Origin of the sequence: Bacillus sp. cl96 (assembly GCF_900100505.1) — a bacterium.
GTDB classification, from domain to species: domain Bacteria; phylum Bacillota; class Bacilli; order Bacillales; family Bacillaceae_G; genus Bacillus_A; species Bacillus_A cereus.
On sequence record NZ_FNDM01000007.1, the window covers coordinates 74,481 to 89,306 of the forward strand.

The following is a 14,826-nucleotide window of genomic DNA, read 5'->3' on the forward strand; positions in this document are numbered from 1 at the left end:
TTATATTAATATATTAAATAAAGGAAGTGAAAATAAATGGGACAACCGCTATTTTTATTAGTTCTTCAATTCATTGCATTTATATTAATTATTTGTATCGTATATGGAATCTTGTACAATACCGTATTGAAATTAAATATGCCTAAATGGACTGCACATATAGTAGCTACGGTATTTTCACTTGGTATCGCCTATCAAGCTTTTATAAATTTCATTTGAATAACCTTTTTAGCAATTACTTCTATTGTTGATGCAGTAAAGCTTTTAGAAAAGCAGGATTGCAATTTGAGAGGGTTATTTCAAGATCAGAAAACGTAACCATTTTTTATAAAGTGTTTCCAGCGCAAAATAGTGAAGAAGTTAGTTCCGCTGAAAGTGTGTTTGCATAAAAAGAAATGAATTTAATTGATGCTACAAAAATTTTATTTTAATTCTGGTTCTATTGTTTGGAATCGTTCTAGGGTACCATTTGTGTGGACTTTAAAAATTTTCATTTGCGCACCAAAATGTTGCGTTAAGTAAAATGTATCACCAGTTATTAAATTTCCAATCTTCCAATCAGGTTGATATGTACTTTCCATGGAACTTTCTAAATCCCCAATCATTATTAAATTGATATATAATGAAGATGAACTACTCAACATTTTCGTTAAAGATAGTCTATCAACCTCTAACTACCTAATGAACTCAAGTAAACACATCTTCAGTCATTTTAAGAGGTACAAAAGGCAACCTTTCGGGTGATTTTTGTATAAAAATTCTATTTTTTTATATTCGATACCAACCACGAACCTTTTTAAAATAATAGTATCATTATGTCTCCTTTTTAGAGATTATTTTTAATTACCTTGAATTTTTGCACCAGAACCGGAAAATCCCTGACTACTCGAAATATCAACTATCAGGTGCTAATATTCAATAACGCGTACTGAAAATGATTAAACATTTTTATAAACCAGTGGAACATTTAAGAAATCAATTTTTCTCTTATCGAAATTTAATTAGCTTACAGTAATACAGTGGTCATATATTTTTAAGAATAACGGAAGAATATATAGAAATTGCTACAGAAATGTGAAGTTTAATTAATTTAGGAGGAACAAACTTGTTTAATCAGCTTGTAAAAGTTATACCGAATTTATTTACGGTTGGAAATTTATTGTGCGGTGTTTTCTCAATCACCTTGAATATGAGTGAATATTTAGGAGCAGCCTCCATTCTCATTTTCTTTTCAGCTGTTTTAGATTTTCTTGATGGAAGAATTGCAAGAAAATTAAAAGTGAACAGTGAGTTTGGCGTAGAATTGGATTCCTTAGCTGATATTGTTAGTTTCGGCGTCGCTCCTGCGCTTTTATTTCATACGATAGCAACACCTTCTATTTTAACTTCTTTGGCATTTATCCTATTCCCAACAATGGGTGCTTTAAGATTAGCAAAATTTAGTATTAAACCAACTATTGGATATTTTAAGGGATTACCTATTCCAGCTGCAGGATTATCATTGGCTGGTATGGCATTGTTTTCATATGGTAATGCATGGATTACTTTAATCCTCGCCCTCTTAATGGTAAGTCCCATTAGGTTTAAAAAATTTTAATGAAGGTCACGCCCAACGCCATTAAGGAGCATTTTAAATGGATTTAACGCGTCAATAAGTATAAAAAAGCGGGACAATAATATTAAATTAGGTGCCCTTCGAAAAATTAAAACCTTGTATTTATGGCTATTGGGTTAATCCATCGATATGTTATTCTGAAACGTCAGTCCACTTTTAACAGGAGCTCCCTTTATCAAGAGAGCTCCTGTTCTTATTTCTTCTTCTTTTCTGTCGGTTGGCTTTGTTTAGCAAAATTAGATGAATCATCAAAATTCGGTTGCTTTTTACCAGCATTATTACTTCTACCTTTTCCCATATGTAATGCACCTCCCCTCCCCCTTACTATTCCCAATAAAAAAATTCTCTTGCATCCAAGAGAATTTTAAATTGGGTTCTTATTGATAATACCTAAGTACTTCCAACACTGCCATTCCATAAAAGATGGATCCAATGTTAAATTATTTAATGCTAAAACAAATATTACATTTTCATATTTAACTGGATAATCAATTAATAATCCTAATGTATTTCCTGAATCTGCGACAATTATGATTCCCTTTTCTAACACGTCATCTATAACTTCTTTTAATTATTCTTACCTAGCATATAATATTTTCCTACACATTGAGATTGCATGTTGTATAAGGAAGCCCTTCTTCTTTCCATGCAAGAAATCCTCCCTTTAAATTCACTACTTCCTTTATACCAGCTCTTTGTAAAATACTAGCTGCTATAGCGGAACGTAATCCGGTTCGACATTGCAAAACTATTGGAAAATCTTTCGGTATATAATCTAGTTGTTCAAATAGATTACCTAAAGTGATATGTATTGCATCATGAAGGTGTCCTTCCTCCCACTCTTTTTTACTACGCACATCGATAACCTTAACGCTTCCAGCTTTTATATGCGGATATAATTCAATCGATGTTTTTTCTTTGTAACTTTCAAATCTATCAAGTCTTTGTATTACTTTTAAGGGTGCAAAAGCAATAATATTATCTAACCCAATAGATTCAAATTCTCTAATAACTGCCTCTACTTTAACCTTTTCCTCATCTAGAATTATTAAAGTTTCTTTTTTATAATCTAATAACCATCCACACCAAGTTGTGAAAGAATTGTTATAAGGTATGTTAATTGACTTCTCGATATGACCTGCAGCAAAACTCTCTACATCCCTTATATCAACTATTTGATAAACGCTCTTCAAAATTTCTTGAAGTTCTTCTACTGTATTAATAGCAGTACTTTTTCTCTTCTTACGAATTGGCGGACCATACTTATTTAAATTCTTCATTAATGAAAAATACTTTGGAGGCTCTGGCTGTCCCGTCAATAAAGTCGATATAAAATCACTTTCTTCATTACACCGAAATGCCCAATTGAACATCTTTTCATAACCTAATGTAGAAGTTGGAATTGCTCCTAATGCTTTTCCACATGCGCTTCCCGCACCATGTGATGGCCATATTTGCAAATAATCAGGAAGTATTTTTATTTTTTGTATAGAATCAAATAATTGTTTCGCTCCTATTTTTGCAGTATCTTTAATACCGACTGCAGTTTCTAATAAATCCGGTCTTCCTATATCTCCTACAAATATAAAATCACCTGTGAATATTCCTATCGGTTTATCATTCGTATAATTATTTTGACTTGTATCAGTTACTAAAAAAGAAATACTTTCAGGCGTATGCCCTGGGGTGTGAATTACATTAAATTTTATATGACCTACTTTAAACTCTGTGCCCTCTCTAACCAATTTGTATCGACCTTCGTTAAGATATTGATATTTCCAATCACAATCTCCTTCATCAGATACATATAAATTTACATGGTAAAGATTAGAAAGTTCTCTAGACCCAGAAAGAAAATCAGCATGAATATGAGTCTCAGCCGCAGCAATTACTTCCATCCCCTCTTTCTTAGCAAATTCTATATATTGTTCTATATAGCGACTAGGATCAATAACGATTGCTACGCCTTCTTTCTGACAACCGACTAAATAGGAAGCATGTGCTAATTTTTCATCATAAAAATATTTTAAAAGCATAGCTATTCCCTCCAATTAGTTATTTCAAATTAATTTTCAATTTTTGTAACCACTTTTTATCTTCTCCTATAGAATCCCTTTCAACATTAAATTCCAATACATATATGGCAACATATATCTTTTAAGTAAAAACATACTATACCGTTCTTTCGCTTGATTAAATGGAAACGTTTCTTGAGGCTCATGTTCATAGTTAAATTCAGCAAGTATAAGACTTTTATATCCTGTAACAATCGGACATGATGTATATCCATCATATTTAGCCTGTAAATCTCTTCCGCTAAGTACGTCCATAATATTTTGTTTTAAGACGGGTATTTGTTTTCGAATTGCTGCTCCAGTTTTAGAGGTAGGTAAATTGGTACAATCTCCAAGTCCAAAAATATTTTTATATTGCACATGCTGCAAAGTATAAGGGCTTATATCTACCCACCCCTGATGATCACTTATCTCACTCTCTTTAATAAAATTAGGTGGCCCCATTGGCGGAACAACATGTATCATACTATATGGTACGGTTTCTCTTTTTAGTGTTTGCGTATCTTCAAAAATTGCCTCTCTCTTTTCGGCGATAATTTCCACTAGATTTTTATTATAATTCGTTATAATTTGCTTTCTTTCTAGTACTTGTTCTAAAGTATTTGCATATCGTGGAACCTGAAATATGTTATTGTTTGCAGAATAAAATATTACTTTACTTCTGTTTCTTACACCACTATTACAAAAATACTCCTCTGCTAAGTACATAATTTTTTGTGGAGCACCACCGCATTTAATAGGAGTATTAGGGTGGGTAAAAAGCGCATTTCCTCCTTTAAATTTTTCGATTTCTCTCCAAGTAGAATCAACATATGTATAAGAATAATTGCTACATACCCCATTAGTGCCAATAGACTCTTTTAAGCCTTTAATACTGTCCCAATTTATTTGGATACCAGCTGCTACAATAAGAATTTCATACTCAAGTAGCAGTCCGTCATCTAAAAGTATCTTATTTTCAGATGGAAATAACTCAACAACACTTTTAGGGATCCACGTTGCCCCTTTTGGAATAAGCGATTCCTGATTACGCATCGTACTTTCCTTTGAAACAATTCCTCCCCCCACTAAACTCCATAGTGGCTGAAAGTAATGTTTTTTTGATGGATCAATAATTGCTATACTTTCTTTCAATAGGGGTACATTTCGTAATAAATGTGCAGTAGAAGATAGTCCTGCTGTCCCAGCACCAATTACAATAATTTTATAACTATCTCTGGTCTTCATTATCCTCTTCCTATCTAAAATTGATTTTTAAATTAACTAATTAGTAGCCATTTTTTCATCGTAGTAACATGATTATAAGTTAAAAACATCATAGTTTTATCTGATTTAAATGAAAGTTTTGTTAATTTCACCATCAACATTACTATATGCGTAAATCCCCTATGTTACTTCCATATTTTAGTTTTAATATTAAAATTAAATATTATTATATAAAATAAAAATAATGCATTAAAATACTTTTCATGAATCCGGATAAGTAATGTTTAAAAAACAACATCTAACATCTTAGATGTTAAAATAAACAAATTCACATACTTCACAAATATGAAAAGTATTAAATATCGCTTAAGTTTCGTTACCTTTTTCTGTATATATTGATAAAAAATTGTGAAATTTTATCGCATTATGCAAGACATTTAATATCAAATATATTACTTTTACTATGAACTAAATGGTTTATAGGGCTTTTCTAAATAAACAAGGTGCTAAATTAATTCTTAAGAAGCCATTATCATTGCATTTATCTAAAAATTTAAAAAATATACGCAGATGGATATCATCTTAAATACATATATAATTACCTTTAATTTTTTGACACGATTTCACATAATTCTTAAACTGATTTTTTTGCGTGCATTATGAAAAAAAATGCACCGTGTCAGTCTTTAAAAGATTATATATCATAACTTTAAGAGAGGCAGGAAAACTATGAAGATGAAAAGAAAAATCTACTGGTTAAATGCTAGCCAATAGATTTTTCTTTTTTATCTAAGGATTCTTTTAAAAGAACAACAATTTTACTACAGTAATCAAGAACAGGTTTCTAAATTAAGTTACTGGAGAATATATAACTCTGGCGCAATATCCCTACCAGCTTTCATTCCAATAATAACTCCATGATATAACGTCAAAGATGAAATCCCTCAACTTAGGTATTTGACTTTTTAAATTTATACAAATGTCTTAGCTCTATGTACTGTGATATATAGGTCCACATCAATATGTTATTGCATCATATACTGAACAGATAATTTAAATTACTTTTATAAAGGATGATGAGGATGAACCTAGAAGATATACAAAAATCCTATGGCGTAATTGTAAGTTTAGGAGGATTGTGTCAAGTCACCAACCAAATCAAAAGACACAATTTAAGAACATTTTCTGGACCTTTAGATTGGTTTTATTATCCATCACTTTCAGATGTAAACAGATTACTTCAAAATCGATTTAAAAAATTCATGAAGTTGGAAAATATGGTTATAGAAGGTTCAGAAAGTTACGGTCTTATTGAATCAGAATTTGATAATCAAATTAAATGGGCAGAACGAATTACCTACTGTATAAAGGACACTTATTATAATTGTTTTTCAATGCATGATTTTCCTATTAATTCCGAAAAGGATTTGAAATCAACCTATCCTTCTTTTAAAGCTAAATTAGACACTAGAATTAATCGATTCCTTGAAAAAATAAATAGTAGTGAATCCATTTTATTCATTAGAATTTGGGGAAATCGAGATGAAGCGGTTGAATTACAAAACGTATTATCTAAAATTACAAATAAGGATTTTAATATTCTTATTGTTAATTTCAAGGAGGGTATATCTAATATTGTTGAACAAAATTGGGGAATATCGAGGGTTTGTTCAATTGAACTCCCACGTTATCAGGATAGATGGGAAGGTGATGATTCCGATTGGGATGTTATTTTAAACAAAATAACATTAACTTAATAATTTTCTTCTTACTTTTAACATGATTTGGCCCGTAAAATCAAATAGGTGTAGAAAAATAAAATTCCTGTCTAATTGATACACACTTAATTAACAAAACGTTCATATAATAATTCGTAAGTCCTTCTTTATTGAATAAATAGTTCTTTACAAAATTAGTTCCATCACTAGAGCACCTTTATGCGGTGCTCTTTTTTGAATTTATAAAATGTAAAAATAGTTGTTCCATTTTCCTTTAAATGGCTAATTCCCTTTGTTATTCTTCTATTGATTTCTGTATAATCATTTATGCGATCAGCATATTCTGCTTATGTAGTGCATTCACGACTACTTACTTCCATACTTTATCTTATATTTTGTCTTCTTGGATATTTCATTATAAGCTTCTTCAATTCCCTTGATTTCCTTCCCCTTCTTTTATCTTAAGAACAAGCAATTTCTTTCATTAATATTAAATAAACTAAAGCATAGATTTTAAAAGAACCTAATTTACATATAATTAATGATAAACTACAGTGTGTATTCTCCACGTTTAATCAGCATCTGAATTATAAATCTAACATATTTTTTTTAGTTGATTGTCATTATGGTACAACCGTGTATACATTTACCAAACAAACTACATAGTTTAAATTAGTAAAATATATAGAGAGGAAGGAAATAAATCTATGAAAGTCATAATTTTGTGTGGCGGAAAAGGGCTTCGGATGCAAGGAATTTTAGAGGACATTCCCAAACCATTAGTTCGAGTTCAAGGAAAGCCTCTCCTCTTGCATATAATGAATTGGTATAGAAAATATGGACATTCTGATTTCATTTTACCCTTAGGATATAAAGGTGAGAAAATTAAGGAATATTTTATGGACTTTAGCTGGAAAGAGAATGACTTTAGTTTGAATTTTAAAACCAGTCAATATACGCTACTTCAGAAATTAGAAAATTGGAATATACACTTTATAGATACAGGAATTGATACAATGACCGGGGCAAGACTAAAAAAACTTGAATCCTTTGTACAGGGTGAAACCTTTTTATTAACTTATGGTGATGGATTAGCCAATATAGATATTGATCAACTAATAGCATTCCATAAAGAAAAAGGAAAAATTGCTACATTAACTGGAATTAAAAAAAATAGTCAATACGGCCTATTGGCGGTCGAAGATGGAATTGCTATTGATTTTAAAGAAAAACCATTACTTGATGAAGTAATTAATGGCGGTTTTTTTGTATTTAACAAAGAAATATTCAATTATTTAAGTAATAATGATGATTGTGTTCTAGAAGAAGATCCTCTTCGAAATTTAATAAAAGACAATGAGCTCGCCGTCTATGAACACAATGACTTTTGGGCTAGTGTCGATACACCTAAAGATTTAAAAACTGTAAATGAAAGTTGGAATCCAAATAAATTTTAGTGGAGAGGACTGAATAAGCATTGAACTCTAATGATAAAAAAATAAGTTTACCTCGATTGTACATCCCCTCTAATGAGAAAATAGTTAACCCACTTTCAACAGGAATTAAAGCTTCAAATCTCTCCAAAAAAAATACTCAAAAAAGAATTAATCCCCAATTCTATAATCAACAACATGATCTAAATAATCATTTCTGCGTCATTGTAGGTAGTGAGTATGTCTTGAAAATTATTGCTTTACAGCAATCATTAATGCAGTACTCAGAAAAATTCACATTGTGGATTTGTTGTATAGATCCTTTTGCATATTCACTATTAAAAGAAATGAGTTTAATTAATGTAAACCTTTTACAAGTTGAAGAATTAGAAGATCGTGAACTAAAAGCAATTAAGAGAAAAAGAAAAGTAAATGAATATTGTTGGACTTTAAAATCTGTCTTGATAGAATATTTATTGGTCAATTATGATTTACCATCTATTCTATATTGTGATGGTGATTTATGCTTTTTCTCTGACCCTAATATTATTTTTGAGGAATGGGGTGACCATTCTATCTTCCTAACCCCCCAAAGAGATCGTGATTGGGTAGAAAAAATGTACGGAAAATATCAGGCTGGTCTAATTGGATTTAAGAATGATCTCTATGGACTAAAAAGTGTAAGATGGTGGAAAAATAAATGTATAGATTGGTGCAGTGCCGAGGCTGAAGAGGGGAAATTTGGAGACCAAAAGTATTTAGATTATATCCCTATATATTTTCCAAAAGTAAAAATTTCAAATAACTTAGGTATAAATGCTGCGCCTTGGAACTGTATATATAATAACGATTATAAAATTGACAAGACTAAAAATGATATATTTATTGAAAACGACAAACTAGTTGTTTACCATTTTGCATGTATTACTATCTTTACTGAAAATGATTTTGATCTTTGGTCTTTGGGAGAAATTTCAATACCCAATAATATATTAAACCATATTTACACTCCGTATTTAGAGAGAATTCAATTTGTTTTAAAGCAATTAAAGGATAAATTCAATAAAGATACTAAACAATTTTTAAGTAAAAAAGATATAAATAAAGCTCAAACTTTATATAAAGATTCACAATTAAGAAGAAAAATGAATCAATCCAATCATTTTATGAACTTTTCCATGATTATAAGTAAAGAACGATTAATTCAAGGATTGACCTCTTATTATTCCTTAGAAAATTTCAACGCTAAATTTACTGTATGGATCTGTTGTATGGATGATCTAACTTATCAAATATTAGAGAAATTAAAATTAAAGCACGCCATACTAATTCCGGTAAAAGAAATTGAAAATCATGAACTCCTCAGTATAAAAAATGATAGAAGTTTACAAGAGTATTGTTGGACATTAAAAGCGCCCCTATGTCTACATGTCCTTAGTCTTTATCCGGAAGTTGATCACATTATATATTGTGATGCTGATATGTATTTCTTTACAGCACCTAATATCATTCTTGATGAGTGGTGGAAATACTCTGTATTCCTTTGCCCTCAAAGAAGCTCTACTGAAATTGAAAGCATACACGGTATATACCAAGCTGGTTTAGTAGGCTTCAAAAACGATCAAAATAGTAAAGAAATTTTAACATGGTGGAAAGATAAATGCCTAGAATATTGTAATAATCATTATGATGTTGAAATGGATAGATGGGGTGATCAAAAATATTTAAATCACATTCCTAACATCTTTTCTAATATAAAAATCATGACTCATAGAGGTATTGATGCAGCACCTTGGAATGTCATTTTAAATAGCAGTTCTATATCCAAAACAGATAATAAAGTTTTTATTGATCAAGATGAATTAATAGCTTTTCATTTTGGAAGTATGCAAATTATTAATCCAAATGAGTTCGATTTATGGAAACACGAAACTTTAGAATTACCTCCAGCAGTTTTAGATTATATATACATTCCTTATATTGAACAATTGAATAAGACATGTCATACCCTTCATAATACTTTTCAAAAACCTTCCTCCTCTTTATTTGCTGATCAAATTGATACAACAACAATAAAAAATTATTTTAAATACCCCTCCCCTCATCACAATTAAGACTGATACTTTCCTTATTTAAAAATAAATCTATTTATTTCAGCAACTAAAAATACATCTTAATAAAGGATAGATTATCACTATGATTGCTTCATTTAAAAATAAAACTTTCCTTATTACTGGTGGATACGGTTTTATTGGTTCTCACTTGGCACGAAGACTTTTAAATTTACAAGCAAAAATTGTTCTTTTCATAAGAACACCATCAAACTCTTGGAGACTAAAGGATATTCTAAAATATATTGAAACCTATGAAATAGATATACGAGATAAAAAACAAGTACAAGATGCAATAAAGAAAATTAATCCCGATTATATCTTTCACCTGGCAGCCTATGGTGTAAATTCTGCCCATACAGATTACATCCATGCTATAGAAACAAATGTTATAGGGACTTGTAACATTATTCAAGCAGCAAAATTGGTGAATTGTAAAAAAATCATCAATTTTGGGAGTAGTTCTGAATACGGTAACAAGATGGAACCTATTCATGAAAATATGTTACTAACTCCTGTGGATATCTATGGAAGTACCAAAGCTGCTGCTACTATACTCGCCCATCAAATTGCTAGCGAAAACAATATTAATCTTATAACATTAAGACCTTTTGGCATATTCGGAGAAGGCGAAGAGCCGCATAAAATTTTTAGCTATATAATCTTGCGAGTATTACAAAACAAAGATGTAAATTTAACTTTATGTAATCAATTAAGAGATTATTGTTATATAGAAAATGTAATAGATGCCTGTATCCTAGCAGTAGAAAATACTACTGTACAAAATGAAATTTTTAATATTGGGAGCGGCACTATTCACCCCTTGAAACATTATGTAGAATTATTATTCAAACATTTGAAAAACAATTCCAGACCAAATTACGGTGCAATTTCCTCTAGAACAAATGAAAGATGGGTTCCTGAAGCGGATGTGCAAAAAATAAAAAACTCTCTTTCCTGGGAACCTAGAATTAATATTGAAGAAGGAATTATAAAAACTGTTAATTGGTATAAAAATAATAAACATTTATACCTAACCCCCTAAAAATAGGGTACTAAAGGAGGTGGACTAATTGTTAAACCAAAACTTTAATAATGCTTTTTACGGAAAAACAATTTTAATTACTGGACATACTGGTTTTAAAGGTTCTTGGTTATCCCTATGGTTGAATGAATTAGGTGCTACTGTAATCGGATATTCATTAGATCCTAAAAATAAGAATGATAACTTTAACATTACTAACCTTCAAAATAATATAATTGATATTCGTGGAGACATTAGAGATTTTAATAAATTAAATAAGGTTTTTACAGATTATAAACCTGAAATTGTATTCCATTTAGCTGCCCAACCTCTAGTTAAGTATTCATATGAATATCCTAGAGAAACATACGAGGTAAACGTTGTAGGAACTATGAATGTACTAGAGGCAATTCGATTACATGAATCAGCTAAAATAGGAATTATGGTGACAAGTGACAAGTGCTATGAAAATAAAGAATGGCCTTGGGGTTATCGTGAAATTGACCCTATGGGCGGCCATGACATATATAGCTCAAGCAAAGGATGCTGCGAACTTTTAATTTCTTCCTATCGAAATTCTTACTTTTCAGAAGAAAACTTTTCTCAACACAAGAAAATAATTGCAAGCGTTCGAGCTGGTAATGTAATTGGTGGTGGTGATTGGTCAATAGATAGAATTATTCCTGATTGTATACGAGCATTAGAATCAAACAAAAACATTATTATTAGAAACCCTACTGCTATTAGACCCTGGCAACATGTACTAGAACCCTTAAGCGGGTATTTACTCCTTACAGAAAAAATTATAAATAATGGTATCCTTTATTCAGGAGCATGGAACTTCGGGCCATCCCTAAGTAATATTGTTTCAGTAGAAAAATTAGTGACCAGTTTACTAGATATTTGGGGCTGCGGGGATTGGACAGCAGAAAATATAGATCCAATAAATTTTCATGAAGCAAATTTACTAAACCTTGACATTAGCAAAGCAAAATTCAATCTTAATTGGCAGCCAAAATGGTCCCTACAACAGACTTTAGAAAATACAATAGAATGGTATAAACATTATAATTCTTACACCAGTTCTGAGATGAGAAATCTATGTATTAGCCAAATCAAACAATATTGCATGCTTTGAACTACTCCCACTTACCCATACTTGCTGTGAGTTCCTTATGGAGGGAGTCTTCTTGGTTAAAATAATAAAAGATACATTAATTTTTATAGTCTAAATTATAAACCTACTATACCTAAAATTATGTGATTGTCCATTAACAAAGATTTTATTTCTTCGGTTATTTCAAATCAACTATTGACATTATACTTAAGAATAAAGGAATCACATATTTTTCTAGTGATTCCCTTGTTCTGAGAAAATAATGTCTTGCTTTAACGACAATACAGTATATGCGATTATTAATTTATTTGTTCTAGTTATGAAAAAATCTATTCCTGTCAAAAGAGCTTTCTTCAAAGAAAAACTTCCTATTTTCTTCTACTTATCCTACCCGAAAAGTAACTAAGATGAAAATTTTGATAATTATATCTACTATTATAGAATTATCCCCTTCTTGTAGCTATTCCACTAAAGTTCATGCTTATATATTGATTCTCTGATTTATTATCACCAATGTTGATGAATTCATGCATTGCTTATTCTATTCACAAATTGCTTTTTGAATTATCTTTTCAGAATAAGTAAAGAAGGCTTTCTCTTTTATGCACTTCTTCCCTACCAGTCTTTAATTTGCCTTTAATCAACAATAAGAACAAATCTTCAATATAGTACATCTTCTATAAAACAAAACCATAAGTAAGATAATTTCACTATTACAAATAATGAGATGTTCTGTTTCACCTTTTTACATTATCTAAAAAAGAACTTGTAGGAATTCTTACAAGTTCTTTTTTGTTTTCTTTATTGTCTTCTTATTTACATACGCAAGATTTATATATTTTATCGGATACATACTATATGTATCCGATAAAATAATTTAAAAATTAATATGTAATTGATCCGTTTTAAGAAAAGGAAATTTCATAAATCTTCAATCACAGTTTCTAAGTTCACCTGATAGAACGTATAAAGACTCATATCATCTTTTGATAATTTTTTGGATGTTTTATTCTAAGTATATTCGACACAAATTGATTGTTTTTTATGAATTTTCTTGAAAAATATTGTAATATCACTCCATTTTTTCTTCTATTTTGTTATGATGTTTATAATTAAATTGGATTAGGATTTTTTTAGAAAATGGGGGCGTATATTATGAGTGTTTCAGTAAAGGGAAATGAGCAATTAACCTCTCTATTGAACGACTGGTATCGAGCTATGCTATCTCAACAAGTTATAAAAGCTACTAATCTAAAAAAGAAAATTGATGAAAAAATTAATAAGTTAAGCATTGAGCCGGATCAAGAACATCAGGATCAAAATTTGTTACTATACTATTCACTACTCGAATTTCGTTACAAGGTCTTAACAGATAGCCTTGGTATTCAACAAAATAGTTTTGATACTATTAGCGATTATGATATGCCTACAGATCAATTTCTACAATTCTATTATCATTTTTTCAAATCCATTCATTCCACTTTTATATCTAATTATACTGAGGCAGAGGAACATTATAAACTAGCAGAAAAAATATTGGTAGCTATACCAGATGAAATTGAACATGCTGAATTTTACTATAGAATTGCTACTTTCTATCACCATACCTATAACAATCTCGCTTCTATCGAGTACGCAAATAAATCGAGAGCAATCTTTTCAAAGTACGAAGGTTATGAAGTAAAAACAGCCTTTTGTAATAGTTTGCTAGGTGGTTGCTGCATCTATTTAAAACAGTACGAACAAGCAGAAGAATATCTACATTGCGCAATTGATTTACTACAAAAAAATAGGGAAGAAGATTCCTTGTTATACGTAAAAAATACTATGGGGTGGCTGTATTCTGATCAAAGTATGTCTACTTTAGCTATTCGTCACCTTTCAGAAGTAACAGAGAAAATCCCTACACACTTCAAGGCCATCTTCCTACAAGCTAAGGAACATTATAAGTTAGGAGAACAATCAACGGCCAGCCAACTCATTGATAAGGGACTACAGATTTGTAGAGAAATTCATAACGAAGAATACACACACCACTTCTCTATTTTAAAAAAATTAAACGAAAATATTCCATTGGAAGAATTAGAAAAAATCATTCAAGAAGGAATCTTATACTTTGAGGAAGAAGAATTATGGGAATATGTTGTCGAATACGCCGAATTATTTGCCACAAAATGTAGACAATTAGAGAACCACCAAAAAGTAAGTGACTATTTCCATATTTGTTATCAAGCAAGACAAAAATCAATCGCAAAAGGAGTGTTAAAATAATGAAAAAAATTAGCTTATTATTATCAGGCATTGCTTTTATTGGGGTATTAACGGTGGGAATTTTTCAGTTTTCTAAAACAGATCAGCTTGCTACTCATGGGCATTATCCTGCTCCTTCATATAGTGTTGGCGATTATGGTGGTGCACCACCACAAATTTAATGTAAATGTATTTAAAAACCCTCCAAATGGAGGGTTTTTAAATGGCTTATCTGCCTGTTCAATACGCATAGAGAGTACATATTATACTTATTTAC

The 14,826-nt window shown here is 30.5% G+C and carries 12 protein-coding genes; 9 read left to right on the forward strand and 3 right to left on the reverse strand.

Annotation, left to right across the window (positions count from 1 at the left end; genetic code table 11):
- Nucleotides 1-36 precede the first annotated feature (36 nt).
- Nucleotides 37-219 carry a hypothetical protein gene (locus BLT20_RS16780; protein WP_000531430.1) on the forward strand — a complete coding sequence of 61 codons (183 nt, stop codon included), beginning with the start codon at nucleotides 37-39 and terminating at the stop codon, nucleotides 217-219.
- Nucleotides 220-422: 203 nt separating this feature from the next.
- Here BLT20_RS16780 and BLT20_RS16785 read toward each other — a convergent pair whose 3' ends face one another.
- Nucleotides 423-605, reverse strand: a complete 183-nt coding sequence (locus BLT20_RS16785) for a DUF5065 family protein (protein WP_002000399.1) — start codon at nucleotides 603-605, stop codon at nucleotides 423-425.
- Between the two features lie 500 nt (nucleotides 606-1,105).
- Here BLT20_RS16785 and pssA point away from each other — a divergent pair, with 500 nt between their 5' ends.
- Nucleotides 1,106-1,597, forward strand: a complete 492-nt coding sequence (gene pssA / locus BLT20_RS16790; protein ID WP_000483086.1) for a CDP-diacylglycerol--serine O-phosphatidyltransferase — start codon at nucleotides 1,106-1,108, stop codon at nucleotides 1,595-1,597.
- Between the two features lie 617 nt (nucleotides 1,598-2,214).
- On the opposite strand, the gene BLT20_RS16805 is transcribed toward pssA, so the two are convergent.
- Nucleotides 2,215-3,651, reverse strand: coding sequence for an MBL fold metallo-hydrolase (locus BLT20_RS16805; protein ID WP_000925325.1), 1,437 nt, complete (start codon nucleotides 3,649-3,651; stop codon nucleotides 2,215-2,217).
- 66 nt (nucleotides 3,652-3,717) lie between these two features.
- Nucleotides 3,718-4,917 carry an FAD/NAD(P)-binding oxidoreductase gene (locus BLT20_RS16810; protein ID WP_000857313.1) on the reverse strand — a complete coding sequence of 400 codons (1,200 nt, stop codon included), beginning with the start codon at nucleotides 4,915-4,917 and terminating at the stop codon, nucleotides 3,718-3,720.
- A gap of 1,061 nt (nucleotides 4,918-5,978) precedes the next feature.
- Between BLT20_RS16810 and BLT20_RS16815 the strand changes: the two genes are divergently transcribed.
- From BLT20_RS16815 to BLT20_RS30600, 7 genes are all read left to right on the forward strand, one after another.
- A complete protein-coding gene (locus BLT20_RS16815; protein ID WP_001047153.1) occupies nucleotides 5,979-6,653 on the forward strand; it encodes a papain-like cysteine peptidase in 675 nt (224 codons plus the stop codon).
- 668 nt (nucleotides 6,654-7,321) lie between these two features.
- Nucleotides 7,322-8,071, forward strand: coding sequence for a sugar phosphate nucleotidyltransferase (locus BLT20_RS16820; RefSeq protein ID WP_000864434.1), 750 nt, complete (start codon nucleotides 7,322-7,324; stop codon nucleotides 8,069-8,071).
- A 20-nt stretch (nucleotides 8,072-8,091) separates the two neighbouring features.
- On the forward strand, nucleotides 8,092-10,161 hold the full coding sequence (locus BLT20_RS16825; protein ID WP_001087527.1) for a glycosyl transferase: 2,070 nt from the start codon (nucleotides 8,092-8,094) through the stop codon (nucleotides 10,159-10,161).
- 82 nt (nucleotides 10,162-10,243) lie between these two features.
- Nucleotides 10,244-11,203, forward strand: coding sequence for an NAD-dependent epimerase/dehydratase family protein (locus BLT20_RS16830; protein ID WP_073339656.1), 960 nt, complete (start codon nucleotides 10,244-10,246; stop codon nucleotides 11,201-11,203).
- Between the two features lie 28 nt (nucleotides 11,204-11,231).
- The gene (gene rfbG / locus BLT20_RS16835) at nucleotides 11,232-12,320 is read left to right on the forward strand and encodes a CDP-glucose 4,6-dehydratase (RefSeq protein WP_000934345.1); all 1,089 of its coding nucleotides are present in this window, start codon (nucleotides 11,232-11,234) and stop codon (nucleotides 12,318-12,320) included.
- A 1,134-nt stretch (nucleotides 12,321-13,454) separates the two neighbouring features.
- Nucleotides 13,455-14,570 carry a Rap family tetratricopeptide repeat protein gene (locus tag BLT20_RS16840; RefSeq protein WP_000116953.1) on the forward strand — a complete coding sequence of 372 codons (1,116 nt, stop codon included), beginning with the start codon at nucleotides 13,455-13,457 and terminating at the stop codon, nucleotides 14,568-14,570.
- Nucleotides 14,570-14,731, forward strand: coding sequence for a hypothetical protein (locus BLT20_RS30600; RefSeq protein WP_000724107.1), 162 nt, complete (start codon nucleotides 14,570-14,572; stop codon nucleotides 14,729-14,731). Before BLT20_RS16840 ends, BLT20_RS30600 begins: the two co-directional genes overlap by 1 nt.
- The last annotated feature ends 95 nt before the right edge of the window (nucleotides 14,732-14,826 follow it).